Source organism: Streptomyces sp. NPDC058052 (genome assembly GCF_042885515.1).
Lineage (GTDB): Bacteria > Actinomycetota > Actinomycetes > Streptomycetales > Streptomycetaceae > Streptomyces.
On the sequence record NZ_JBHVRX010000007.1, the window covers coordinates 141,847 to 165,591 of the forward strand.

Annotated in this window: 21 protein-coding genes; 10 read left to right on the forward strand and 11 right to left on the reverse strand. The window is 73.6% G+C overall.

Annotation, left to right across the window (positions count from 1 at the left end; genetic code table 11):
- Positions 1-17 precede the first annotated feature (17 nt).
- Positions 18-716: a hemolysin III family protein gene (locus tag ACFVU3_RS12625; RefSeq protein WP_390065867.1), complete on the reverse strand. Its 699-nt coding sequence runs from the start codon at positions 714-716 to the stop codon at positions 18-20.
- Between the two features lie 197 nt (positions 717-913).
- On the opposite strand from ACFVU3_RS12625, the gene ACFVU3_RS12630 reads away from it, so the two are divergent.
- On the forward strand, positions 914-2,731 hold the full coding sequence (locus ACFVU3_RS12630) for a phosphoenolpyruvate carboxykinase (GTP) (protein ID WP_390065868.1): 1,818 nt from the start codon (positions 914-916) through the stop codon (positions 2,729-2,731).
- Between the two features lie 137 nt (positions 2,732-2,868).
- Here ACFVU3_RS12630 and ACFVU3_RS12635 read toward each other — a convergent pair whose 3' ends face one another.
- From ACFVU3_RS12635 to ACFVU3_RS12660, 6 genes are all read right to left on the reverse strand, one after another.
- Positions 2,869-3,459 carry a hypothetical protein gene (locus tag ACFVU3_RS12635; protein ID WP_390065869.1) on the reverse strand — a complete coding sequence of 197 codons (591 nt, stop codon included), beginning with the start codon at positions 3,457-3,459 and terminating at the stop codon, positions 2,869-2,871.
- The gene (locus ACFVU3_RS12640; protein WP_390065870.1) at positions 3,446-5,044 is read right to left on the reverse strand and encodes a substrate-binding domain-containing protein; all 1,599 of its coding nucleotides are present in this window, start codon (positions 5,042-5,044) and stop codon (positions 3,446-3,448) included. The genes ACFVU3_RS12635 and ACFVU3_RS12640 overlap by 14 nt, the downstream gene beginning before the upstream one ends.
- Positions 5,041-6,294, reverse strand: a complete 1,254-nt coding sequence (locus ACFVU3_RS12645; protein WP_390065871.1) for a toxic anion resistance protein — start codon at positions 6,292-6,294, stop codon at positions 5,041-5,043. The genes ACFVU3_RS12640 and ACFVU3_RS12645 overlap by 4 nt, the downstream gene beginning before the upstream one ends.
- Positions 6,291-7,415: a hypothetical protein gene (locus ACFVU3_RS12650; protein WP_390065872.1), complete on the reverse strand. Its 1,125-nt coding sequence runs from the start codon at positions 7,413-7,415 to the stop codon at positions 6,291-6,293. The genes ACFVU3_RS12645 and ACFVU3_RS12650 overlap by 4 nt, the downstream gene beginning before the upstream one ends.
- Before the next feature lie 130 nt (positions 7,416-7,545).
- Positions 7,546-7,935, reverse strand: coding sequence for a hypothetical protein (locus ACFVU3_RS12655; protein ID WP_390065873.1), 390 nt, complete (start codon positions 7,933-7,935; stop codon positions 7,546-7,548).
- 81 nt (positions 7,936-8,016) lie between these two features.
- On the reverse strand, positions 8,017-9,228 hold the full coding sequence (locus ACFVU3_RS12660) for a pyridoxal phosphate-dependent aminotransferase (RefSeq protein ID WP_390065874.1): 1,212 nt from the start codon (positions 9,226-9,228) through the stop codon (positions 8,017-8,019).
- A 110-nt stretch (positions 9,229-9,338) separates the two neighbouring features.
- Between ACFVU3_RS12660 and ACFVU3_RS12665 the strand changes: the two genes are divergently transcribed.
- A complete protein-coding gene (locus ACFVU3_RS12665; RefSeq protein WP_390065875.1) occupies positions 9,339-9,773 on the forward strand; it encodes a hypothetical protein in 435 nt (144 codons plus the stop codon).
- A 46-nt stretch (positions 9,774-9,819) separates the two neighbouring features.
- Positions 9,820-11,283: a polyprenol phosphomannose-dependent alpha 1,6 mannosyltransferase MptB gene (mptB, locus tag ACFVU3_RS12670; RefSeq protein WP_390065876.1), complete on the forward strand. Its 1,464-nt coding sequence runs from the start codon at positions 9,820-9,822 to the stop codon at positions 11,281-11,283.
- Here the strand turns inward: mptB and ACFVU3_RS12675 are convergent.
- Positions 11,280-12,878, reverse strand: a complete 1,599-nt coding sequence (locus ACFVU3_RS12675) for an amidohydrolase family protein (RefSeq protein ID WP_390065877.1) — start codon at positions 12,876-12,878, stop codon at positions 11,280-11,282. The genes mptB and ACFVU3_RS12675 overlap by 4 nt on opposite strands.
- A gap of 13 nt (positions 12,879-12,891) precedes the next feature.
- Positions 12,892-14,160 carry an amino acid deaminase gene (locus tag ACFVU3_RS12680; RefSeq protein ID WP_390065878.1) on the reverse strand — a complete coding sequence of 423 codons (1,269 nt, stop codon included), beginning with the start codon at positions 14,158-14,160 and terminating at the stop codon, positions 12,892-12,894.
- Between the two features lie 194 nt (positions 14,161-14,354).
- On the opposite strand from ACFVU3_RS12680, the gene ACFVU3_RS12685 reads away from it, so the two are divergent.
- Genes ACFVU3_RS12685 through ACFVU3_RS12700 form a run of 4 tightly spaced genes read left to right on the forward strand, consistent with a single transcriptional unit; the run spans position 14,355 to position 17,191 of the window.
- The gene (locus ACFVU3_RS12685; RefSeq protein ID WP_390066008.1) at positions 14,355-15,353 is read left to right on the forward strand and encodes a sugar kinase; all 999 of its coding nucleotides are present in this window, start codon (positions 14,355-14,357) and stop codon (positions 15,351-15,353) included.
- Complete coding sequence (locus tag ACFVU3_RS12690; RefSeq protein WP_390065879.1) at positions 15,350-16,123, forward strand: IclR family transcriptional regulator; 774 nt, start codon at positions 15,350-15,352, stop codon at positions 16,121-16,123. The genes ACFVU3_RS12685 and ACFVU3_RS12690 overlap by 4 nt, the downstream gene beginning before the upstream one ends.
- Positions 16,120-16,542: a RidA family protein gene (locus tag ACFVU3_RS12695; RefSeq protein WP_390065880.1), complete on the forward strand. Its 423-nt coding sequence runs from the start codon at positions 16,120-16,122 to the stop codon at positions 16,540-16,542. Before ACFVU3_RS12690 ends, ACFVU3_RS12695 begins: the two co-directional genes overlap by 4 nt.
- A gap of 43 nt (positions 16,543-16,585) precedes the next feature.
- The gene (locus tag ACFVU3_RS12700; protein ID WP_390065881.1) at positions 16,586-17,191 is read left to right on the forward strand and encodes a hypothetical protein; all 606 of its coding nucleotides are present in this window, start codon (positions 16,586-16,588) and stop codon (positions 17,189-17,191) included.
- 27 nt (positions 17,192-17,218) lie between these two features.
- Here the strand turns inward: ACFVU3_RS12700 and ACFVU3_RS12705 are convergent, their stop codons facing one another.
- Both ACFVU3_RS12705 and ACFVU3_RS12710 read right to left on the reverse strand, forming a co-directional pair.
- Complete coding sequence (locus ACFVU3_RS12705; protein ID WP_390065882.1) at positions 17,219-18,562, reverse strand: M14 family metallopeptidase; 1,344 nt, start codon at positions 18,560-18,562, stop codon at positions 17,219-17,221.
- 196 nt (positions 18,563-18,758) lie between these two features.
- Positions 18,759-20,495: a chitinase gene (locus ACFVU3_RS12710; protein WP_390065883.1), complete on the reverse strand. Its 1,737-nt coding sequence runs from the start codon at positions 20,493-20,495 to the stop codon at positions 18,759-18,761.
- Positions 20,496-20,827: 332 nt separating this feature from the next.
- Here ACFVU3_RS12710 and ACFVU3_RS12715 point away from each other — a divergent pair, with 332 nt between their 5' ends.
- The 3 genes from ACFVU3_RS12715 to ACFVU3_RS12725 are packed head-to-tail and all read left to right on the forward strand — an operon-like array spanning position 20,828 to position 23,713.
- Complete coding sequence (locus ACFVU3_RS12715) at positions 20,828-21,682, forward strand: hypothetical protein (protein ID WP_390065884.1); 855 nt, start codon at positions 20,828-20,830, stop codon at positions 21,680-21,682.
- A 45-nt stretch (positions 21,683-21,727) separates the two neighbouring features.
- Positions 21,728-22,444: a Flp pilus assembly protein CpaB gene (gene cpaB / locus ACFVU3_RS12720; RefSeq protein WP_390065885.1), complete on the forward strand. Its 717-nt coding sequence runs from the start codon at positions 21,728-21,730 to the stop codon at positions 22,442-22,444.
- Between the two features lie 9 nt (positions 22,445-22,453).
- The gene (locus ACFVU3_RS12725) at positions 22,454-23,713 is read left to right on the forward strand and encodes a CpaE family protein (RefSeq protein ID WP_390065886.1); all 1,260 of its coding nucleotides are present in this window, start codon (positions 22,454-22,456) and stop codon (positions 23,711-23,713) included.
- Positions 23,714-23,745: the final 32 nt, after the last annotated feature.

The following is a 23,745-nucleotide window of genomic DNA, read 5'->3' on the forward strand; positions in this document are numbered from 1 at the left end:
GGGGTCATTCTGCCTGGTCAGGACTGGTAGGCGACCAGGGAGATGCCGACGTAGTGGACGATGAACGCGGCGAGGGTGAGGGAGTGGAAGACCTCGTGGAAGCCGAACCAGCGCGGGGACGGGTTGGGGCGCTTGATGCCGTAGATGATCCCGCCGGCGCTGTAGAGCAGGCCGCCGACGACGACGAGGACCAGGACGGCGATGCCGCCGGTCCGCATGAAGTCGGGGAGGAAGAAGACGGCCGCCCAGCCCATCGCGATGTAGCAGGGGGTGTAGAGCCAGCGGGGGGCGCCGACCCAGAAGACGCGGAAGGCGATGCCGGCGAGCGCGGCGGCCCAGACCGCCCACATGAGCGGCTTCGCGGTGGAGTCCGGGAGCAGCAGCAGGGTGAGCGGGGTGTAGGTGCCCGCGATGATCAGGAAGATGTTGGCGTGGTCGAGGCGGCGCAGGACGGCCTCGCCGCGCGGGCCCCAGTTGCCGCGGTGGTACAGCGCGCTGATGCCGAAGAGCAGGCAGGCGGTGAGCACGTAGATCCCGCAGGCGATGCGGGCGCGGGGGGTGTCCGCGAGGGCCACCAGGACCAGTCCCGCGACGATCACGGCGGGGAACATGCCCGCGTGCAGCCAGCCCCTGAGGCGTGGCTTGATCGGGAGCGACGGGGCCAGGGCGGTCGGAACGGGCTCGACCGGGGTCACTTCCGGCGTGGCTGCAGTCATGACACCGAATCGTACCTACGCCCCCGTAGGTCCTCGATATGAGTGGCGATGCTCACGTGTGCACCCCCCTGGACATATGGGCGTTTCCATCGGATGATCAAATGAGTGCGGTCGGCACCGGATGAGCAGCTACGACGCATCCGGGTCGCAGCCCCCACGGGGCATACAGCGAATACACCCCTCAACAAGGAGCAATCGTGGCGCGCGACAACGCGGCTCCCCTTCCCACCCAGCACCAGGAGCTCGTCTCCTGGGTGAACGAGATCGCCGAGATCACCCAGCCGGACAACATCGTCTGGTGCGACGGCTCCGAGGCCGAGTACGAGCGCCTCTGCGAGGAGCTCGTCGCCAAGGGAACGTTCACGAAGCTCGACGCGGTGAAGCGCCCGAACTCGTACTACGCCGCCTCCGACCCGACCGACGTCGCGCGCGTCGAGGACCGGACCTTCATCTGCTCCGAGAAGGAGGAGGACGCGGGCCCGACCAACCACTGGAAGGCCCCGGCCGAGATGAAGGAGCTCTTCGCGGGCTCCGAGGGCATCTTCCGCGGCTCGATGAAGGGCCGGACCATGTACGTGGTCCCCTTCTGCATGGGCCCGGTCGGCTCCCCGCTCTCCGCCATCGGCGTCGAGATCACCGACTCCGCGTACGTCGCGGTCTCCATGCGCACCATGACCCGCATGGGCCAGGCCGTCCTCGACGAGCTCGGCACCGACGGCTTCTTCGTCAAGGCCGTCCACACCCTCGGCGCCCCCCTCGCGGAGGGCCAGGAGGACGTGCCGTGGCCGTGCAACTCCACGAAGTACATCTCGCACTTCCCGGAGACCCGCGAGATCTGGTCGTACGGCTCCGGCTACGGCGGCAACGCGCTCCTCGGCAAGAAGTGCTACGCCCTGCGCATCGCCTCCGTCATGGCCCGTGACGAGGGCTGGCTCGCCGAGCACATGCTCATCCTCAAGCTGACCCCGCCGCAGGGCGAGGCGAAGTACGTCGCCGCCGCCTTCCCGTCGGCCTGCGGCAAGACCAACCTCGCCATGCTGGAGCCGACCGTCCCCGGCTGGACGGTCGAGACCATCGGCGACGACATCGCCTGGATGCGCTTCGGCGAGGACGGCCGCCTCTACGCCATCAACCCCGAGGCCGGCTTCTTCGGCGTCGCCCCCGGCACCGGCGAGCACACCAACGCCAACGCCATGAAGACCCTCTGGGGCAACTCCGTCTTCACCAACGTCGCGCTCACCGACGACGGCGACGTCTGGTGGGAGGGCATGACCGAGGACCAGCCCAAGCACCTCACGGACTGGAAGGGCAACGACTGGACGCCGGAGTCCGGGACCCCGGCCGCCCACCCGAACGCCCGCTTCACCGTCCCGGCCGCCCAGTGCCCGACGATCGCCCCCGAGTGGGAGGACCCCAAGGGCGTCCCGATCTCCGCGATCCTCTTCGGCGGCCGCCGCGCCTCCGCCGTGCCGCTGGTCACCGAGTCCTTCGACTGGAACCACGGCGTCTTCCTCGGCGCCAACGTGGCCTCCGAGAAGACCGCCGCCGCCGAGGGCAAGGTCGGCGAGCTGCGCCGCGACCCCTTCGCCATGCTGCCGTTCTGCGGCTACAACATGGGCGACTACATGGCCCACTGGGTCAAGGTCGGCGCCTCCGCGGACGCCGCCAAGCTGCCGAAGATCTACTACGTCAACTGGTTCCGCAAGAACGACGCCGGCAAGTTCGTCTGGCCCGGCTTCGGCGAGAACAGCCGCGTCCTCAAGTGGATCGTCGAGCGCCTCGACGGCAAGGCCGAGGGCGTCGAGACCCCGATCGGCGTCCTGCCGACGAAGGACTCCCTGGACACCGACGGCCTGGACCTGGCCGACGAGGACCTGGAGTTCCTGCTCACCGTCGACAAGGACGTGTGGCGCGAGGAGGCCGGTCTGGTCCCCGCGCACCTGGAGACCTTCGGCGAGCACACCCCGAAGGAGCTGTGGGACGAGTACAAGGCGCTGGTCGAGCGCCTGGGCTGATCCCGTAGCGGTATCGAGACTCGTGGTGGGCTGCCCCGACATTCCGCCCTGACCAGTGGGGTCACGACGGTTCACCACGACGCAGCCGGCCCCGGAGCCCCCTCAGGCTCCGGGGCCGGCGCACGTCCCCGTACGGCTCAGGCGCCCCGGTCCTCCAGGTAGCGGGTGTGCGCCCGCTGGCGGAGCTCCTCCGCCTCCTGGAGGGCCGCAGCGATCTGCCCGGCCTCCTCGCGCAGGGCGGCCAGCTGCCGCTCCAGATGCCGCTCGGGCGGCTCGGAGCCCGGATTCACCCGGGACCACCAGCGGGTCCGCACGAAGGCGTCGACCGCCTCCGGCACGTCCTGCCGCACCGCGCGGGCCAGCACGTGGAGGTGCTCGGGGTCGCTGACCCAGCCCGGTTCGAGCAGCGCCTCGAAGAGCGCGTCCAGCTCGTCGAGCCGCTCCCGGGCGGCCTCCGGCAGCTCCACCTCCGCCAGGTACTCGCGCAGTGTGGCGTGGTCCGCGCGCAGCGACTCCAGCTGCTCGCCGGCGCTCGGGAAGTCCGGGGCGCCGGGCCGCTCGGGCGGGGCGATCAGCGCGCCCGCCGCGTACAGGCCGAGCACCACCAGCGGCCAGAGCGCGCCGGCCGCGCCGGTCAGGGTGAGCCCCAGACCGGCGAGGCCGCAGGCGCAGCCGGTGAGGTTCTTGCGGGACTCCGCGTAGCGGAGCACCGGGTTACTGGTAGCCACGGATCTCCTCGAAGGCGCCGTTCAGGGAGCCCTCCGCCGCCTCGAAGAGCTTGCCGCCGGTCAGGTCCGCGATGTGCTCCAGCTCGGCCCGGTCGGAGTCGCCGAAGAGGATCGGGAAGACGGGCGTGCGCTGCTGTGCGGCGGGGAGGGCACGGAAGAAGGTGTCGAAGTCGCCGCCGCCCGCGCCGTCGGTGTTCTCGCCGTCGGTCATCAGCACGATCGAGGTGAAGGTGTCGCGGGGGGAGGCGCCCAGGCTGCGGTACGCCTCGGTGAGGCTGGAGTAGATCGCGGTGCCGCCGGAGGCGGTGAGCCGCCCGGCGTCGGCGCGGATCGCGTCCCTGGCCTTCGCCGGGTCCGCCGGGTCCACCGTGTACGTGCGGACCTCGCGGGTCTTCACGGAGGTGCCGAAGGGCATCAGGGTGACCTCCTCGCGGTCCCGGAAGTCCCCGGTCAGCTCGGCCAGCGCCTCCTTCAGCCGGGCCAGCCGCTCGCCGCCCATCGACCCGGAGGTGTCCAGGACGTAGACCGTGCGGGAGGGCCGGCGGAGCGTGTTGTCGTACGCGTCGAGCAGGCCGTCGGCGACGGACCGGCTGCCCGGGAAGGGCAGCTCGCGCCGCAGCCCCCGGTCGAGCCGGGGCGACGGGTCCACGCCGGCGACGACCGGGCGGCGCAGCGTGGTCGCGGTGATGCGGCGCTGCGCCTCCGGGGTGCGGAGGTAGGCGGTGAGCCGCTGCGCGGACTCCTTGGCCCCGGCGGGGGCGGCGGTGAGGAGGGTGAGCGGGTAGTCGGCGGTGACCACGCCGTCGGAGGGGCGGATCACGGTGAGCGCGCCGGGCGTGGAGAGCAGCACCGACTCGTAGTTGACGAGCGCGTCGACGTCGGTGCGGCGCCCGTAGGCGGTGGCGAGCCAGCCGGAGGAGCCGGAGGTGAGCTTCTGGCCGGTGAAGAACTCGCGGAGCTTCGGCGTGGCCCGGGCGACGTCCTGGTCGCGGAGCGCGGACTGGGCGCCGGAGAGGCCCGAGGCGACGGAGATCAGCGCGGAGAAACCGGAGTTGGAGCGCTTCGGGTCGGTCATGCCGTACGTCAGCTCCCCGGCGGCGACCGCCTGGTGGAGCTGCGACCAGGTGACCTTCCGCGGGTCCCAGCCGAGCCGGGCGACGACCTCCGGGCGGACGCCGAGCGCCACCGGGGAGGTCATCACCGGCGTCTCGTTGGTGATCCGGCCGGCGGTGTCGGGGCGGAGCCTGAGGTAGTCGTTGGAGGAGAGCCAGACGGCGTCGTACTCCTTCTCGGCCCGGCCGGAGGCGATCTGCTCGACGGCGTCGAGGGTGCCCGCGTAGGTGGCGCGGACGGTGACGCCGGTGGCCTTGCGGGCGTCCTCCAGGACCGGTGCCATGTCGGCGAGTTCGGAGGAGGCGAGGACCCGGAGGGTGCCGGGCGCGGCGGGCGTGCCGTCCCTCTTGTCGAACCGCTCGCCGGTGCCGCCGGCCGAGTTGTCGGTCGTGCCGCAGGAGCCGGCGGTGGAGGTGAGGAGGAGGGTGAGCGCGAGTCCCGCCAGCAGGCGGTGGAGGGTGCGGCCTCTCATGCGGGGGAACCACCCTCCAGCGCGCTGCGGCGGCTGCGGTCCACGTGGGCGCTCGCTTCCCGGAGGTCGCTCGTGAGGGAGGAGACGGTCGCCGCCATCGCCTCGGTCGCCCGGACCTTGTACGTGTCGATGGCGTCGAGCGTGCGGTAGATCTGCTGGAAGGCGGTGCGCAGGGTCTCGGCGCCGACCGCCGGGTCGGCGGCGATCCGCTGGATCTCGCCGGCCTGGGTGGAGAGCATCTCGGCGTTGCCCCGGATCAGGTCCTCGGTGGTCGCGCGCAGGACATCGACCTGCTCGGTGACCTTGCGCTGGTTCTCCAGGGCGGAGGCGAGCATGACCGCGATCCGCAGCGCCGACAGGGTCGTCGTCGCGGCCCGGTCCACGCCCTTGACCAGTTCGTCGTTGTTCCGCCGGACCACGTCCATCGCCAGGTACCCCTGGGCGCAGACGGCGAGCTGGGTGAGCAGGTCCTGGTGCTTCTGGCGGACCGGGAAGAGGACGTCGGCGCGGAGCGCGTCCGCCTGCGCAGGGTCGTGGGTGCCGGCGATCCGCTGCTCCACGGCCGCGTCGAGGGCCTCGGTGAGGACGGCGAACTCCTGGAGCTTGCCCATGGTCTCCCAGAGGCGGGCCCGCTCGGTCTGCAACGCGGCGTTGTCGCGGCGGAGTTCGTCCTGGCCGCCGCGGAGCGAGCCGACGATCCGGTTGAGGGTGGCCTGCGAGGACGCGTACGCGGCCACGTGGTCGCGGAACCGGTTGCCGCCGGGCAGCTTGGCCAGGAGGCGCCGGGCGCCCCTGGCGGGGGCGTTGCGCGGGTCGAGGTCCTCGACGGTCCGGCGCAGCTCCACCAGGGAGGAGCCGACGCGGGCCGAGGCGTCGCCGCCGCCCTGGCCGAGGGAGCGGACGGTGCGGTCCAGCATCCGGTTGGACTGCTGGGCGGCGGCCCGCATCTCACCGGTGCCGAGCGAGGCGATCTCGCCGATGCGGCCGGCGAACTCCGGGGAGCGCGGGTCGAGTCCGGCGAGCGAGCCGACGTACTCCGCGGCCCGGCGGGACATCTCGGTGCGCGCCGCGTCGTCCAGCGGCACGAGGCCGGACGCCTGCTCGGCGCGGACCACGGGGGCCGGGGCGGGCGGGGTGAGGACGAGCGGGGTGTCGTGCTCGGGCGGGGTCAGGACGAAGGTGCTCTCCGGCGGTCCCGCGTACGGGTTCCGGGGCTGCCCGCCGGCGCGCGGGTCGGTGTGCTCGGTCATGCGGTGCCCCCCTGGTCACGGGCCCGCCGCGCCATGTCGCGCAGCACCGCGCCGGTGGGCACGGGCGCCTGGCGGACCCCGGTCAGTGTCTGGTTGAGGTATTCGCCGTGCTTGCCGGTGGCCTCGGTGAACTCGGGTGCGGCGCCCTGTGGCCGGAAGCCGTGCCGGACGGCGAGCCGGCGCAGCTCCGGGTCCTCGGAGAGCAGCCGGCCCAGCTCCTTGCCGCCCTCGGTGAGCGGGACGAGGGTGTGGTCGCTGTTGACCGTGGTGTCCGGGTAGAGCACGACGAGGTCGCCCATGGGCCGGTCGGCGAGGAGCTGCGAGGCGACCTGGGACTCGTACACGAGGACCAGGGGGTTGCCGACGCCGCTCACGAAGTCCCGGAAGGGGGCGTCGGAGCCGGTCTGCTGGGCGCCCTGGACCTGGGTCAGCTTGCGGAGCAGCGGGGCGGTGCGGCCGACGGCCTCCTTGCCGTCGGCGACCCGGCCGCCGTCGGCGACGTAGCTCGCGGCGGCGAGGTAGAGCGCGCCGGAGTTGGAGGCCACCGGGTCGGTGGAGGTGATGAAGAGGGTGCCGCTCAGCTCGGCGTGGCCGGCGGCCCCCTTGAGCTGCTGCCAGCTGCGGTCGGCGCGGACGGCGGCCAGATAGGCGTCCATCTTCAGGATGCCGCTGGTGCCGCGGGCGCCGAGGGTGGCCAGGCCGTTGCCGGCGAGGACCCGGGCGGCGTTGCTGTGCGCCACCACCACCAGCGGCGAGTAGAAGGGGCGCAGGGGTGCGGCGGTGGCCTTGTCGGGTGCCTTGGCGCGCAGCTCGTCGGCCGGTCCCTTCGAGGACGGGAACGCGAAGTCGTACCCCTTCAGGGGGAGCTGCTCCATGTCCCAGGACCCGGAGGTCTCGGTGCGCACGGTGAGGCCCTTGGCCTGCAGGGCCTTCACGACGTCGGGGTCGGCGAAGAACTCGCTCTTCTCCGAGCCGATGACTCCTCGCACGGTCTTCGTCGCCGTGCCCTTGTCCTGATCGCCGCCCGTCACGAGGACGGCGGCCACGCCGCCGAGGAGCAGGACGGCCAGGACGATTCCGAGAATGCGTCTCACGCGGGCAGAGTGCTCGCGGAAACCCACATTCCAGGGGGAGTTGGGTGGACGGGCGGTGAAGGACCGATCCCGGTAGGGAACCGGAGGGGGGCCCGCCGGAAGACGGCGGGTGGAGGGCGCCCGGGCCGCGCGGTTCGTGCCGCGCGGCCCGGGGCCGTCAGGGGGCGGCGACCAGGGAGTCCCCGGTCAGGGCCGCGGTGTGCGCGTCCATCCGCTCGGCCGCGAGGATCGCGGCGGAGGTGTCCGCGCGGGAGGCGGCCACGACGAGGGCGCGGCCGGCCAGGGCGTGCGCCTTGCGGTGCAGGGCCTCGGGGGAGGCGCCGCTGAGCCCGGCGTGGCGGGCGGGCGGTGCGCCGCGCAGCCGCGCCACCTGCCGGGCGATCCGCTCGCCGCCCTCGCCGTCGCCGAGCTCGTCGGTCACGGCGAGCAGGGCGGCGAGGTGGCCGGCGAGCTGGATGTCCAGCTCCTCCTCGCGGGAGCGGTGCGGGTACGCGCCGGGGTCGCCGGTCGTCGTGTGGACCGACTTGGTGCGGATCGGTTCGTACATGGGGACGACCTCCTGACTGCTCGAAGGCCATCCTAGCTTAGATTCTGTCTAAAGTTGATGAGGGTCCGGTTCAAGGGCCGGTCAAGGCTGGCTGTAGCCGTCCAGGAAGCGCCCGATCCGCGTCACCGCGTCCGTGAGGTCCGCGACCGACGGCAGCGTCACGATCCGGAAGTGGTCCGGCTCGTGCCAGTTGAAGCCCGTCCCGTGCACCACCATGATCTTCTCGGCCCGCAGCAGGTCCAGGACCATCTGCCGGTCGTCCTTGACCTTGTAGACGTTCGGGTCCAGGCGCGGGAAGAGGTACAGCGCGCCCTTCGGCTTCACGCAGGTCACGCCCGGGATCGAGGTCAGCAGCTCGTACGCCGTGTTCCGCTGCTCCAGGAGCCGCCCGCCCGGCAGGACCAGGTCCTCGATCGACTGGCGGCCCTGGAGCGCGGCGGCCACCGCGTGCTGGGCCGGCATGTTCGCGCAGAGGCGCATGTTGGCGAGGATCGTCAGCCCCTCGATGTACGAGGAGGCGTGGTGCTTCGGGCCGCAGACCGCGAGCCAGCCGGAGCGGAAACCGGCCACCCGGTAGTTCTTGCTCATCCCGTTGAAGGTGAGGCAGAGCAGGTCCGGGGCGATCGCCGCGGTCGGGGTGTGGGTGGCGCCGTCGTAGAGGATCTTGTCGTAGATCTCGTCCGAGCAGACCACCAGGTCGTGCCGGCGGGCGATGTCGGTGAGCGAGCGGAGCATCTCGTCGTCGTAGACGGCCCCGGTCGGGTTGTTCGGGTTGATGATCACGATCGCCTTGGTGCGGTCGGTGATCTTCCGCTCGATGTCCGCGAGGTCCGGCATCCAGTCCGACTGCTCGTCGCAGCGGTAGTGCACCGCCGTACCGCCCGCGAGGGAGACCGAGGCCGTCCACAGCGGGTAGTCGGGGGCCGGGACGAGGACCTCGTCGCCGTCGTCGAGCAGCGCCTGCATCGACATCTGGATGAGCTCGGAGACGCCGTTGCCCAGATAGATGTCCTCGACGGAGAGGTGGATGCCCTTGGTCTCGTAGTGGCTCATCACCGCCCGGCGGGCCGCGAGCAGCCCCTTCGCGTCGCCGTAGCCGTGCGCCTCGGAGAGGTTCCGGAGGACGTCCTCCAGAATCGCGGGCGGACACTCGAAGCCGAACGCGGCCGGGTTGCCGGTGTTCAGCTTGAGGATGCGATGACCCGCTGCTTCGAGCCTCATCGCCTCTTCGAGCACCGGGCCCCGGATCTCGTAACAGACGTTGGCGAGCTTCGTGGACTGGATCACCTGCATGACGAGAGCTTACGGCGGAGGGCGGCCGGACGCCTCGTGTTCTGGGACACGTCGGGTGTCGGGGCGGGGCCCGGACGGGGGTTCCGCCGGGATCCCTACAATGCGGGGACATGAGCTTCGAGGACCCTGACAGACGGGCGCGCGGGCGCCGCCGGCACGCCTCCGCCCGGCGCGGACGCGGGGCGGTGTGGCTGGTCGCCGTCGGCGGGGCGGCGGTGCTGGGACTCGGCGCGGTGGCGCTGACCGGCGGCGGGTCGAAGCGGCCCGCCGAGCGCGAGGCCGACGGCGGCGGCCTGCCCGCGCTCATCCAGGCGGACCCCACGGAGAGCGGCACGACCCCGCCGGACCCGAGCCGCGGCACGAGCCGCCCCGCCGCCCCCGCCCCCTCCGCGGCCCGCACGACCCGGCCCGGCACCCCCGCGCCGACCTCCTCCGCCCCGGCCCCGCCCGAGGCGACCGCCCCCACCGCCGCGCCCGCCACCTCCGGCGGCACCCCGGCCGACAAACCCGGCCGGGGACGCGGCAACGGCAAGGGCCCCCGCTGAGACCGGGCCCCGGGCCGCACCGGCGCCCGGGGTAGGTTGGCTGGTCATGTGGGTTGTGAGTGCTTCCGGATGCCGGTGGCTGGGGGCGGGCGGATCGCTCGCCGTGGCCGTCGGGGGGTACGCGGCCGGGGCGCTGCCCGTGGTCGGCGGGGCCCCGCTGTGGGCGCCGCGCGCCACCGGGACGGAGACCGCCGGCGCCGTCCTGGCGGCCCTCGGGCTGACCCTGCTCGCCGCCGCCTGGTGGCGGTACGGCGTGCTGCTCGCGCGCGGGGCCGCCGGCGGCGTCCTCGGCACGCTCGCCGCCTGGGCCGCACCGCTGCTGCTCGCGCCGCCGCTGCACAGCGCCGACGTGTACAGCTACATCGCGCAGGGCGCCATGGTCCTGGAGGGACACGACGTCTACGGCGCCGGACCCTCGGTGCTCGGCCCCGACCAGCTCGGCGCGGACGCGGCGGCGAGCGTCGGCGGGAACTGGACCGACACCCCCGCCCCCTACGGCCCCGTCTTCCTGCTGCTCGCCGAGGCGGTCGTCGGGCTCACCGGCGGGGCCGTCGTCCCGGCCGCCCTGCTGCTGCGCCTGGTCGCCGTCGGCTCCCTCGCCCTGATCGTCCTGGCCGTGCGCGGCTTCGGGCGCGGCGACGGGGCCCTGTGGCTCGCCGCGCTCAACCCGCTGCTCCTCCTCCACGTCGTCGGCGGCGCGCACAACGACGGGCTCATGATCGGCCTGATGCTCGCCGGGGTGCTGCTCGCCGTGCGCGGACGATGGGTGCTGGGCAGCGTGCTCGTCGGCTGCGCCGTGATGGTGAAGTCGCCGGCGGCGGTCGCGCTCCTCTTCATCGGGGTGCTGGTCGCCCGCCGGGCCGGCGGCGGGGCCCGGGGCATCGCCAAGGGGCTCGTGCTGCCGGGGGCCGTCGCCGGGGCGGTGGCCGCCGGGGCGAGCCTGGTCTCCGGCACCGGTTTCGGCTGGCTGGGGACGCAGTCCGTCGCCGGGGCCATCCACACCCCGCTCTCGCTCACCAGCGACCTCGGCCTCGCGCTCGGCACGCTGGTCGCGGACGACCCCGCGCCGGTCAAGACCGCGGTGCAGCAGCTGGGGCTGCTCGCCGCCGTCGCGCTCATCGCCGTCCTCGCGTGGCGCGCGTACCGGGGACACCTCGACCCCGTCCTCGGACTCGGGTACGGGCTCCTCGCGCTGGTCGCGCTCTCGCCGATGGTGCAGCCCTGGTACCTGCTCTGGGGCACCGTCGTCGTCGCGGCCGTCGCCTGGCACAGCCGGGCCGGGCAGGTGCTCGCCGTGGTCTCGGCGGCGCTCGTGTACGAGACCCAGCCCGCCGGCCACACCCCCTGGTACGGCTTCGTCGCCGGCGGCCTCGTCCTCGCCCTCGGCCTCCTGTGGCTCCGGCGAGACCGTTGGCCGTCCGCCTCCACGTCCGCCCCCGTGCCCGGCCCGGCAGAGGCGGCCGAGGCCGCCCCTTCCGGACCTCGCCGGGCTCCGGAGGAAGATGCCTAGACCGGCGTCCGCCGGATCGCCCGGCCCGCCAGGACGTCCGTGCGGCGCCCGTCCTCGATGACGAAGCGGCCGTCGACGAGCACGTGCGGGATGCCGGTGGGGAGCGTGCGCGGGGCGTCGTACGTGGCGCCCGCCGCGACCGTCGCCGGATCGAAGAGCACCAGGTCCGCCACGTACCCCTCCCGCACCAGGCCCCGGTCGGGCAGGCGCAGCCGGGCCGCCGGGCGCGAGGTCAGATGGGCCACGCACTCCTCCAGGGAGAGCACGCCCTCCTCGCGCACGTAGCGGCCCAGGTACTCGGGGAAGGTGCCGTAGGCGCGCGGATGCGGCTTGGCGCCCTGGAGGATGCCGTCCGAGCCGCCGGTGTGCACCCGGTGGCGCATGATCGCCCGGACGTTCTCCTCGTGGCCGACGTGCTGGAGGATCGTCGAGCCGAGACGGTCGGCGAGGAGCAGCTCGCGCGCCTCCGCCCAGGAGGCGAGCCGGCGGCCCACCCAGGGCGCGAGGGACGGGTCCGCGACGCCGGAGATCTCGATCGTCGCCCAGTCGGCCGGGACCCCGTGGCAGCCGTCCGAGCCGGTCACCTCCAGGTCGTGCCGGATCCGCTCCGCCGCCGTCGCGTCCGCGAGCCGCCCCAGGACCGCCCCGGGGCCGCCCTCCTGCGCCCAGGACGGCAGCAGGGCGAGCAGCGTCGTGCAGCCGGGGGTGTACGGGTACGTGTCGAGGCTGATGTCGCGGCCCGCGTCCAGCGCCCGGTCCAGCAGCGCCAGCAGCTCCGGCGCCCGGCCCTCGTTCTCCCCGAAGTTCAGGGTGGCGTGGGCGAGGTGGAGCGCGCAGCCCGCCTCCCGGGTCAGCTCGATCATCTCCTCGTACGCGCGCAGCGCCCCCGCCCCGTAACTGCGGTGGTGCGGGCAGTAGTAGCCGCCGTACTCCGCCACCACCCGGCACAGCTCGGTGAGCTCGGCGTCGGGGGCGTACATGCCGGGGGTGTAGGTCAGGCCGGAGGACATGCCGACCGCGCCCTGCTCCAGGCCCTCGGCGACGAGCCGGCGCATCCGGTCGAGCTCGGCGGGGGTCGCGGGCCGGTCGGCCCAGCCCATCGCGTACATCCGGACGGTGCCCTGCGGGACCAGGTAGGCGGCGTTCACCGCGATGCCCTCGCCGCCGTGCGCGGTGTCGAGCCGGTCCAGGTAGCCGCCGACCGTCCGCCAGTCCAGGTCCAGGTCGGAGCCGTCGCCGTTCCAGCCGGTGATCGCCCGCCGGACCTCCTCCCGGGTGCGGTCGTCCACCGGCGCGTACGACAGGCCGTCCTGGCCCAGCACCTCCAGGGTCACGCCCTGCGCGGCCTTCGCGCTGTGGTCCGGGTCGCGGAGCAGCGCGAGGTCGCTGTGGGCGTGCATGTCGACGAAGCCGGGGGAGAGGACCAGGCCCTCCGCGTCCACGGAGCGGCGGGCGGAGGGCCGCTGGCAGCCCGCCGCCGCGGCCTCCTTCACGATCGAGACGATCCGGCCCCCGGCCAGGGCCACGTCGGCCCGGTAGGAGGGGGCGCCGGAACCGTCGACCACCTCGGCGTCCCGCAGGACGAGATCCCACATCCCCGGCCCCCTGTCAGAAGAAGGTGCGGACGTAGTCGACGACCGTGCCGTCCGCCTCGACCAGCGGGATCAGCTGCCACTTGTCGAAGGAGGTGCACGGGTGGGACAGGCCCATCCCCACCCAGTCGCCGACCTCCACACCGGCACCGTCCTCGGTGCGCAGCCAGGCGTGCTGGTCGGACAGGCCGGTGACGGTGATCCCGTCGGCCGGGCGGATCTCGCCGCTCCGGGCGTCCCGCACCACCTGCGCCTCCGGCAGGTGGAGGTCGTACGCCGCGTCCCGCTTGCCCGCGTTGGTGAACGCCTGCCCGGCGGACGGCCGCGACACCACCTGCGACCAGAGGCGGAACGCCGGCTGGAGGGCGCCCTCCTCCGGGATCCGGTTGAACGGGGTCTTCTCCCGGTACTGGCCGTCGTCGTGCGAGACGTACGCGCCCGAGCGGAGCAGCTTCAGGACCGGCAGGGAGAGGGCGGGGATCTCCGCGAAGACGTCGGCGACCGCGTCGAACCAGGAGCTGCCGCCCGCGCTCACCACGATCTCGCCCAGCTCCGGCGCGAACCGGCCGTCCTTGTCGAAGGCGGCGGCCAGCCCGGTGAGCCGGCGCAGCCAGCCGCGGACCGACTCCGCGTCGGCGCCCGGCACCTCGGCCTCGTAGCCGGCGACGCCGACCAGCCGGAGGGTGCCGGCCGCGCCGATCGCGTCGGCGACGGCCGTGCACTCCGCCTCCGTCCGGGCGCCGGTACGGGCCCCCTCGCCGGCGCCCAGCTCGACCACCACGTCCAGCGGCCGGCGGGCCCCGGCCGCGCGCAGCGCCTCGTCCATCAGCTCGACGCCGCGCACCGAGTCGGCGTAGCAGACGAGCCGGAAGTCCGGGTGCGCGTCCAGCTCGGCGGAGAGCCAGCGCAGCGCCACCGGGTCGACGACCTCGTTCGCGAGGAAGATCCGGTCGATGCCGTGGGCGCGGTAGACCCGGACCTGGTGGGGCACGGCGGCGGTGATGCCCCAGGCGCCGTGCTCGATCTGGCGGTGGAAGAGGACCGGCGCCATCGAGGTCTTGCCGTGCGGGGCGAAGGCGAGGCCGTGGCGCTCGGCGTACTCCTCCAGGGCGCGCAGGTTGTGCTCGACGGACTCCGCGGAGAGCGCGAGGACCGGGGTGGTGAAGCCGCCGGTGAAGAGGGAGCGGCGCTGGGCGGCCAGCTCGCCGACGGTCAGACCGTCCGCGTCCGGCGGCAGGCCCTTGAAGCGGTGGTCGACGCGCTCGTCCGACAGGTCGGTCGGCATGATCCCTCCTCCAGGGTGTTGCATTGTGTGCAACGCCCATTGCGTATATCGCTCACCGCTGTCTAACATCCGGGCCGAGGCCGGGTCAATGGACCCGGAGCCCGATGAACCGCAGCCCGCAGACCCGCAGGAGCGTGACCGTGGCCGTGACCGTGGCCGGACCACCCCCCGAGGTCGTCTGCGTGGGCGAGTCCATGGTGACCTTCCTGCCCACCCGACCCGGCCGTCTCGCCGACGTCCCCGCCTTCACCCGCGCCATCGGCGGCGCCGAGTCCAACGTCGCCTGCGCCCTCGCCGCCGCCGGCCACCGCACCCGCTGGGTCGGCCGGGTCGGCACCGACGGCTTCGGCGACCACCTGCTCGACACCATCGCAGCGTACGGAGTCGACGTCGGCTCCGTCCGCCGCGACCCGCACCGCCCCACCGGCGTCTACTTCCGCACCGACGCCGACCGCGCCACCGACGCCCACGAGGTCGTCTACTACCGGTCCGGCTCCGCCGCCTCCGCGATGGACCCGGCCGTCGTCCCCTACGACACCGTCGCCGACGGCCGCGTCCTCCACCTCACCGGCATCACCGCCGCGCTCTCGCCCGGCTGCCGGGCGCTGCTGCACGAGCTGACCGAGCCCCGCCCGGGCCGCCCGCTCGTCTCCTTCGACGTCAACCACCGGCCCGCGCTCTGGCGCGACGGCGCCGCCCCCGAGGTCCTGCGGCGGCTCGCCGCCCGCGCCGACCTCGTCCTCGTCGGCGCCGACGAGGCCGACCGGCTCTGGGGCACCGCCGACCCCGCCGCGATCCGCGCCCTCCTGCCGGAGCCGGCGGTCCTGGTCGTCAAGGGCGGCGAGGGCCCGGCGGTCGCCTTCGAACGGCCCCGGGACGGCGGCGGCGACGTCGTCACCGCCGTCCCGGCGCCCCGCGTCGACGTCCTGGCCTCCGTCGGGGCCGGCGACGGCTTCGCCGCCGGGTACCTCTCCGCCACTCTCCGCGGACTCGCCGCGCGCGACCGCCTCCGCCACGGCCACCTCGCCGCCGCGGCCGCCCTCACCGTCCCCGGCGACCTCGCCGCACCGCCCCGGCGCGACCACGCCGACCGCCTCGCCGCGCTCGACGCCGGCGCCTGGGGGGGACTGCACCTCGGCCCCGGGTGGACGTCCGCCGGCACGGAGGCCGACGAGGAGGTACGTACCCGATGAGCCAGACCGTCGACCGGGCGCTCAGCATCCTGCCGCTGCTCGCGCAGGGCCCCGCCGACCTGGGCCAGGTCGCCGACCGCCTCGGCGTGCACAAGTCCACCGCCCTGCGGCTGCTGCGCACCCTCCACGAGCACGGCCTCGTCTACCGGCAGCAGGACCAGCGCTACCGCCTCGGCGCCCGCCTCTTCGCCCTCGCCCAGGAGGCCGTCGAGAACCTCGACGTCCGCGAGATCGCCCACCCCCACCTCGCGGCCCTCAACGAGCGCACCGGCCACACCGTCCACCTCGCGGTCCACGAGGACGGCGAGGTCCTGTACATCGACAAGGTCGAGAGCCGCTACCCCGTCCGCATGTACTCGCGGATCGGCAAGCCCGTCGCCCTCACCGTCGCCGCCGTCGCCAAGCTCCTCCTCGCCGACCTGCCCGAGCCCGAGCGGCGCGCGCTCGCCGCCAAGCTCGACTACCCCCGCTACACGCCCCGTTCGACCCCCGACGCCGCCGCCTTCCTCCAGGAGCTGGCGGCCGTGCGCGAGCAGGGCTGGGCCACCGACCTCGGCGGCCACGAGGAGTCCATCAACTGCGTCGCCGCGCCGATCCGCGGCGCCGACGGCCGGGTCGTCGCGGCCATGTCCGTCTCGGCGCCCAACGTCGTCGTCACCGCCGACGAACTGCTCGCCCTGCTGCCGCTGGTGCGCCGCACGGCGGAGGCGATCAGCCACGACTACTCCGGCACCACCCCACCGAAGGAAACCGAGGAAAACCCCGCATGAGCGACCGTACGACCGAGAAGACCGCGATCACCCCGGCCACCCACACCGCCCCGCCCGCGAAGTTCTCGCACGGCGTCCGCAAGGGCAACATCCTCCAGGTCGCCGGCCAGGTCGGCTTCCTGCCGGCCGTCGAGGGGCAGTCGCCGACGCCGGCCGGCCCGACGCTGCGCGAGCAGACCCTCCAGACCTTCGCCAACGTCAAGGCGATCCTGGAGGAGGGCGGCGCGAGCTGGGACGACGTGATGATGATGCGCGTCTACCTCACGGACGTGGACCACTTCGCCGAGATGAACGCGCTCTACAACCAGTACTTCGAGGAGCAGGAGCTCACGGCGCCCCCCGCCGCCCGCACCACCGTCTACGTCGGCCTGCCCGCGGGACTCCTCATCGAGATCGACGCGCTCGCCGTCCTCGGCTGAGCCCGCTTGCCCCGCTCACAGGGGCGTCGGCCATACTGCCGCCGTGGAGCAGAGCAACGGACCCATACAGCAGCCCCTGCGCGCCGCTTCGGCCGACCCGGGATTCGTCCCCGGTCTCACGGGAGTGGTGGCCCCGCCCAAGGACGTGCCCAAGGGCGCCTTCAAGGGCGTCCCCGGGGACGCCGTCCAGGACGCGGTCCCCGGGGACGCCGTCCAGGACGCGGTGAAGGACGCCCCTGACGACGCCTCCGAGGACGTCTCGGGGGACGTCTCCGACGGCGCCTCGGAGGACGCCTCCGAGGACGCCGCCGGCGCCTCCGAGGACGCGCCCGGAGAGGAGACGGCGTCCCGGCCGGAGCCGGGCGACGGCCCCGTCTTCGAGGCCGCCGACCGGCGGGGGCGGATCGTCGCCGACGCCGAGGGCGTGCGGCTGAGCTACGACGAGGAGGCGTGCGAGTTCCGCTGGGACGAGCTCGCCGCCGTCGAGAGCGCGAAGGGACGCTTCGGCAAGCGGTTCACCGTCACCGTGCACACCCCCGACCGGCGCTGGTACCCGATCGAGATCCTGGCGCCGGACAGGGGCCGTGTCTCCGCCTGGGAGGCGGAGCTGGACGAGGTGCTGGACGCCTACTTCGACGAGACGTCCTGACGCCCGGCCGCGCCGCGTGACGCCCGGTCAGCTCGTGCAGTACTGCGCCTGCTTGCCGATCGAGCGGTACATGCAGTCCGCGTTCTCCAGGAGCTGGAGCACGGCGTCGCGGTTGCGGCTCGTCTCGCGCTCGATCACCTCGTCGGGCGGGTAGAAACCGCCGTTCCAGGACGATGTCGGGTACATCTCGAAGGTGTACCCGAAGATCTTGTGCGCGCCCCAGAGGTAGTCGTCGATCGACCCGTCCGTGATGTAGAGGTCGCTGGACTGCTCGGGGGTGTAGCCGTTGCTCGCCGCCATGCTCCTGCCGACCGCGGCGAAGGCGTCCCGGTCGTCCTGGGTCATGCCGGGGGCGGTGTCCGCGCTGGTCCAGCCGAACGGCCACAGCACCAGCTCGCTGTACGTGTGGAAGTCGACGCCGGCCCTGATCTGCTGCTTGCCGCCCACGACCCGGGAGCGGACGAAGTCGGCGACGACCTTCACCTCGGGGGCCGACTCGGGGGCGGTGCCCCGGTAGGTCTCCGAGCTCTTCGTGCCGGAGGAGCCGCCGCAGCAGCCCCACTTGTAGTCCCAGTTCCGGTTCATGTCGGTGCCGATGTACGAGGAGCCTGAGTTGGGCTGGCGGTTCTTGCGCCAGCTGCGGTAGGAGCCGGAGGCGATGTCGTACTCGCCGCCGTCCGGGTTGAGGTCCGGCACGATCCAGATCTCGCGGCCGTTCACCGCGTTGGTGACCCGGGAGTCGGAGCCGTATCCGGCGCCCAGCTCGCGCAGCAGGTAGAGCGCCATCTCGACGGTGAGGTGCTCGCGGGCGTGCTGGTGGTGGGTGAAGAGGACTTCCGGCTCGTTCTCGTCCACGGCCACGTTGTCGCTGATCTTGATGGCGACGATGTCGCGGCCCTGGTAGCTCTTGCCGATGACCCGCTTGCTCATGATCGACGGGTACGCGGCGAGCCGCTGGTCGATCTCCGCGGTCATCTCGGCGTGGTTGTGGTACTTGGCGTCGGCCGAGGGGAAGTCGAGCGGGCCGAGGGCGGAGCGGGCGGGCTCGCCCCGGTCCGGCGGGGCCGGGAGGGCGACCGCCTCGTAGCCGAGGGCCTTGAGCCGCTCCAGCTGCCGTCCGTCGGCGCTGACCACGACCGAGCGGGCGTCCACCTCGTCGATCGAGACTCCGGTGGCGGTGAGCGCGGTGCGGGCGGCGGGGGTGGAGGGTCCGGCGATCTCGTACTGCCGGATCACCTCCTCGCCGCCGCGGGTGACGGTCGGCGCGTCGGCGCCGGCGGGTGAGGAGAGGGCGGAGAGGGGCGCCGCGAGGGCGAGCGCCACGAGGGCCGCGAGGGTGGCGGACCTTCTGCCGCGTCGGGGACGTCGCATGGTGTCTCCTGGGTGGGGAGTGTGGGGGAGTGCGACAACAGGTGCGGGTGTCCGGGGCACATGGTGAGCCCATGTCATGGACGGGTCAAGAGAGGGGGTTCGGCCATGATCGGCTCACGCTAGGCGACGGGCCCCGCGGACGCGGCGAGGCGCCGCCGGAAGACCGGCGGCGCCTCGCGGGAAGGGTCCGGAAGGGTTACGGCAGGCCGTGGACGTGCGGGCCGACCGCGTTCGACCAGGCGTTGCCGGCCGTCGCGTCCCAGTTGGTCGACCAGGTCATCGCGCCCCGCAGGGTCGGCCACGCCTGGGCGGGCTTGAAGGTGCCGCAGCCGGTCAGCTTCGTCAGGCAGTCGATCGCGCTGTTCACGACCGACGGGGCGACGTAGCCGCTGCCCGCGCCCCGGGTGGAGGCGGGGACGCCCAGGCCGACCTGGGACGGGTCGAGACCGCCCTGGATCTGGATGCAGGCGAGCGCGGTGAGGAAGTCCACCGAGCCCTGGCTGTACACCTTGCCGTCGCAGCCCAGCATCGAACCGCTGTTGTAGTACTGGGTGTTGACGACCGTGAGGATGTCCTTCACGGCGAGCGCGGTCTTGAAGTACTCCGTGCCCGTGGACTGCATGTCGATGGTCTGCGGGGCCATCGTCAGGACCATCTTCGGACCCGCCAGGGCGGACAGCTGGCGCAGCGCCTTGGTCAGGTACGTGGAGTTGATGCCGTGTTCGAGGTCGATGTCGATCCCGTTGAAGCCGTACTCCTGGAACAGGGCGTAGGCGCTGTTCGCGAAGGCGGTGGCGCTGGCGTCACTGTTGATCGTGACGTTGCCCTTCTCGCCGCCGACCGAGATGATCACCGACTTGCCGGCCGCCTTCTTGGCCGCGATGTCGGCCTTGAAGTCGGCGACCGAGGTGTAGCCGACGGCCGGGTCGAGGTTGAAGACGATCTGGCCGGGCGTGGTCGTCGAGTCCGCGAAGGAGACGGCGATGATGTCGTACGCCGCCTGGACGTCGCGCAGCTTCTGCTTCGTGGCGCCGTTGTCGAAGTTCTGCCAGTAGCCGGTCACCGCGTGCTTCGGGACGGCCGGATTGTCCCCGCCGCCACCGCCGGTCTTCGCCGTACGGGCGCTCACCGCGGCCGACTTGGCGGACTCGCCCGCCGTGTTGGTGGCCGCGACCTGGAAGGAGTACGCGGTGTCGGCGGCGAGGCCGGTGACCGTGGTCGAGGTGCCGCTCACGGTCGCCGCGAGCGCGCCGTCCCTGTACACCTTGTAGCCGGTGGCGCCGGAGACCGCGCCCCAGCTCAGCGGGACCGCGCTGGTGGTGGGCGTGCCGGCGGCGAGGCCGGCCGGGGTGGCGGGGACGACCGGGTCGGGGTCCTGGCCGCCGCCCCCGTCGGGCCCGAAGACGCTCACGTCGTCCACGAAGTAGGCGGCGGTGCCGTACCACCCGTGGGTGAAGATCTCGACCGAGGTGGTCGAGGCGCCGGTGGTGAAGGTGGTGGTGAGCTGCTTCCAGGACGGGGAGTCGGGCGTCCAGGTGGAGACCGTGCCGGTGCCGGTCCCGGTGCCGCTCGCGCCGAGGTAGGCGTACCCGCCCTGGACCCAGGCGCTCAGCGTGTAGGTGGAGTTGGGCTTCACGGTGACGGTCTGCACGCACTTGGCGTTGTCGAGGCCGGCGGGGAGCGCCTTGAGGGCGCCGGCCCCGGTGCGGGCCGGGGTGGCGACGGCGGTGCCGCTGCCGGCCGAGCAGGACCAGTTGGCGAGGCCGTTCTCGAAGCCCGCGTTCCGGGCGTTGTTGACGTCGGCGGCCAGCGCGGTGCCGGCGCCGCCGACCAGGGCGAGGCCGGATCCGACGGCGAGCGCGAGGGCGCTGCCGAGCAGCCGGCGCGCGGCCGGGCGGCCGGCGGGGCGGGAGGTGGTGCGGTCCACGTGCATCCTCCGGTGGGGGAGTCGGGGGCTGGAGGTGCCGTACGTCGTCGTACGGGGAACTGCGGTCAGGGGATCGGGAGGTGGCCACCGCCGTCGTCGCACCAAGTTGGTCCAGACCAATTGGGTTGTCAAGACCTCTGACGAAGACCGCCACCGGGCGGAGCCCCGGAATCCGGTGACAGGAAAGGGGGCGGGAGTTGACGGATTGTGTGTTCACCACCCCGGTCCGCGTGGATAAGGTGCAGAACAGTCGTGATGTGCGGCCCCCGGGGCTCCCGAGGCCAGGAGGCCGACGGAGGCCGGGAAGCCGGAGGGGGACGGGAAGGCGGGGGGCTCACGTGCCGACAGCGATCGCGGTCACCGGCGCCGACCTCGTGCTGCCGCCCACCGACCCCGGGACCCCCAACGCCGCCGTCCTCGCCGACCCCGCGGCCCGCACCCTCGACGACTCCGTCACCGAACTCCGGCGCCTCGTCGACCGCTTCGGCCACGTCCTCGTCGTCTGCCCCTCCGGCGCGCCGCCCGCCGTCGCCCACCGCCTCCACACCGTCCGCGGCCTCCTGGAGAGCGACCGGATCGCCCTGGTCAGGACCGACCTCCCGCCGCTCGGCACCGCCGTCCTCGTCCGCCAGCTCCGCCAGCTCTCCGCCTGCGACTTCAGCCCCGGCGTCCTCGCCTCCGCCGCCCGGCTCCTCGCCCACTACATCTACGCCGGCGCCGTCCTCGGCTCCGTCTCCCGCCTCGACCGCGTCCCCGTCACCCTCGGCTCCCACCTCAAGAGCTGGCTCCCCGGCGCCAACTTCGCCGTCCTCGCCGGACCCACCCCCCGGATCGTCCGCGTCGGCGCCGACGAATCCGACTTCGCCGGACCCGAGTTCACCACCCGGCTGCTGATCGCCCGCGGCCAGCTCGCCACCGAGTGGCCCACCACCGCCCTCGCCCCCCGCTGGTCCGTCGCTGGCCCCGTCGAGGAGACCGCCCTGCCCGCCGGATCACCCGCCTGGTGGGGCACCCCCAAGCTCGTCGAGTTCGCCGCGTACCTCCCCGACCTGCCCGTCCTCCACCAGCTCGTCGCCTCGGTGCGCCGCGAGACCTGCCGCTGGTGCGGCATGGAGCTCATCGGCGACCGCTGCGGCTTCTGCGCCGCCCCCCTCGACGCCGCCCTCCCGGCCCAGGCCGGACCGGCCCGGTGACGACCCGATGAACCCGCCCACGCCCCCGACCCAGGAAGACCGGCCATGAACTCCCGCCAGCGCCGCGGCGTCATCCTGCTGCTGCTCTCCGTCCTCTGCGCCCTCGGTGCCTTCGCCGGCGTCCTCGCGGTCATCAGCGACGTGAACGCGAAGGTCGGGCCGGAGACCACCGCGTACCGGGTGAAGGGCGACATCAAGCCCTACGAGCGGCTCAGGGCGAGCGACTTCGAGAAGATCACCATGCCGGAGCGCTGGCTCTCCGGCACCGCCGTCACCGACCTCGCCCAGATCGACGGAAAGATCGCCGTCACCACCCTCAGGAAGGGCTCGCTCCTCCAGCGGGACATGATCGTCCCCCGGCCCGAACTCCGCCCCGGCGAGCAGGAGATCGCGATCATGATCGACGCCGCCACCGGCGTCGCCGGCAAGATCGACCCCGGCGCCACCGTCAACATCTACGCCACCTTCGCCGGCGACAAGAAGGGCGAGCCCAGCCAGTCCCGGCTCCTCGTCGCCGCCGCCCGCGTCATCGACGTCGGCAGGCTGACCGCCATCGACGCGACCGGGGCCTCCCGCGCCACCCGCGCCACCGAGGCCGTCCCCATCACCTTCGCCCTCTCCGCCCAGGACACCCAGCGCGTCGCCTACGCCGAGTCCTTCGCGGAGCACGTACGCCTCGCCCTCGTCGCCCCCTCCGCCGACGGCGCGCCCGGCCGGCCCGCCCCCGGCGACCGCACCTACACGCTCGACAAGGACAAGTGAGGCCCGGCCATGCCCACCAGGATCCTGCCGGCCGTCGGAGACCCCGACGCGGCCCGGGCCGTCGCCACCCTCCTCGGCCAGCTCCCCGACGCCGAGCCCGCCCCGCCCGTCCCCGACTCCACCCAGCTCGTCGACGCCCTCGCCCGGCTCGCCGCCGAATCCCTCGACGCCCTCCCCGAGGTCGTCCTCGTCCACGAGCGGATCGGCCCCGTCCCCGCCCTCGACCTCGTCCGCGAGGTCGCCCTCCGCTTCCCCGCCGTCGGCGTCGTCCTCATCACCGCCGACACCGGCCCCGGCCTGCTCTCCGCCGCCATGGACGCCGGAGCCCGCGGCCTCGTCACCCTCCCGCTCGGCTACGACGAACTGGCCGGCCGCGTCCAGGCCGCCGCCCAGTGGTCCGCCGGCTTCCGCCGCCACCTCGGCGGCGGCGCCGCCGAACTCGTCGCCGGACCCGGCGGCACCGTCGTCACCGTCAGCGGCGCCAAGGGCGGCGTCGGCACCACCCTCACCGCCGTCCAGCTCGCCCTCGCCGCCCGCGCCGCCGGCCGCACCGTCGCCCTCGTCGACCTCGACCTCCAGAGCGGCGACATCGCCTCCTACCTCGACGTGCAGTTCCGCCGCTCCGCCGCCGACCTCGCCGCCATCGCCGACATCTCGCCCCGCGTCCTCCAGGACGCCGTGTACGTCCACGAGACCGGCCTCTCCCTCCTCCTCGCCCCCGCCGAGGGCGAACGCGGCGAGGAGGTCACCGACCGCGCCGCCCGCCAGATCGTCAGCGCCCTGCGCGCCCGGCACGACGTCGTCGTCGTCGACTGCGGCTCCCGCCTCGACAGCGCCAACGCCGCCGCCGTCGAGACGGCCGACACCGCCCTCCTCGTCACCACCCCCGACGTCATCGCCGTCCGCGCCGCCAAGCGGACCGTCCGCATGTGGGAGCGGCTCCAGGTCCGCAAGGCCGAGACCACCGTCTCCGTCGTCAACCGGCACTCCCGCTCCACCGAGATCCAGCCCGCGCTCGTCCAGAAGATCACCGGCACCCGCATCGCCGGCGTCACCGTCCCCGCCGCCTACAAGGAGCTCCAGGCCGTCGTCGACGCCGGCCGCCTCCACGAACTCGACGCCCGCTCCACCGTCAAGCAGGCCCTGTGGGCCCTCGCCGGCGAACTCGGCCTCACCGGCCCCCCGGCCACCCCCGCCCCCGGCAAGCAGCTCGCCCGCGCCGGCGACCGGGGCTCGCTGGGGCTGCGGCGGCGCGGCGGAGGGCGCTGACCCATGGGCCGGCAGCGGGGGAGGGGCGACAG

Excerpts from the sequence above, each read along its gene's own strand:
- mptB (WP_390065876.1), top strand. The coding sequence starts at position 9,820 with ATGTGGGTTGTGAGTGCTTCCGGATGCCGGTGGCTGGGGGCGGGCGGA.
- ACFVU3_RS12655 (WP_390065873.1), bottom strand. The coding sequence starts at position 7,935 with ATGTACGAACCGATCCGCACCAAGTCGGTCCACACGACGACCGGCGAC.
- ACFVU3_RS12725 (WP_390065886.1), top strand. The coding sequence starts at position 22,454 with ATGCCCACCAGGATCCTGCCGGCCGTCGGAGACCCCGACGCGGCCCGG.
- ACFVU3_RS12705 (WP_390065882.1), bottom strand. The coding sequence starts at position 18,562 with ATGCGACGTCCCCGACGCGGCAGAAGGTCCGCCACCCTCGCGGCCCTC.
- ACFVU3_RS12660 (WP_390065874.1), bottom strand. The coding sequence starts at position 9,228 with ATGCAGGTGATCCAGTCCACGAAGCTCGCCAACGTCTGTTACGAGATC.
- ACFVU3_RS12665 (WP_390065875.1), top strand. The coding sequence starts at position 9,339 with ATGAGCTTCGAGGACCCTGACAGACGGGCGCGCGGGCGCCGCCGGCAC.
- ACFVU3_RS12690 (WP_390065879.1), top strand. The coding sequence starts at position 15,350 with ATGAGCCAGACCGTCGACCGGGCGCTCAGCATCCTGCCGCTGCTCGCG.
- cpaB (WP_390065885.1), top strand. The coding sequence starts at position 21,728 with ATGAACTCCCGCCAGCGCCGCGGCGTCATCCTGCTGCTGCTCTCCGTC.
- ACFVU3_RS12710 (WP_390065883.1), bottom strand. The coding sequence starts at position 20,495 with ATGCACGTGGACCGCACCACCTCCCGCCCCGCCGGCCGCCCGGCCGCG.
- ACFVU3_RS12645 (WP_390065871.1), bottom strand. The coding sequence starts at position 6,294 with ATGACCGAGCACACCGACCCGCGCGCCGGCGGGCAGCCCCGGAACCCG.
- ACFVU3_RS12675 (WP_390065877.1), bottom strand. The coding sequence starts at position 12,878 with ATGTGGGATCTCGTCCTGCGGGACGCCGAGGTGGTCGACGGTTCCGGC.
- ACFVU3_RS12695 (WP_390065880.1), top strand. The coding sequence starts at position 16,120 with ATGAGCGACCGTACGACCGAGAAGACCGCGATCACCCCGGCCACCCAC.
- ACFVU3_RS12640 (WP_390065870.1), bottom strand. The coding sequence starts at position 5,044 with ATGAGAGGCCGCACCCTCCACCGCCTGCTGGCGGGACTCGCGCTCACC.
- ACFVU3_RS12685 (WP_390066008.1), top strand. The coding sequence starts at position 14,355 with ATGGTGACCTTCCTGCCCACCCGACCCGGCCGTCTCGCCGACGTCCCC.
- ACFVU3_RS12625 (WP_390065867.1), bottom strand. The coding sequence starts at position 716 with ATGACTGCAGCCACGCCGGAAGTGACCCCGGTCGAGCCCGTTCCGACC.
- ACFVU3_RS12680 (WP_390065878.1), bottom strand. The coding sequence starts at position 14,160 with ATGCCGACCGACCTGTCGGACGAGCGCGTCGACCACCGCTTCAAGGGC.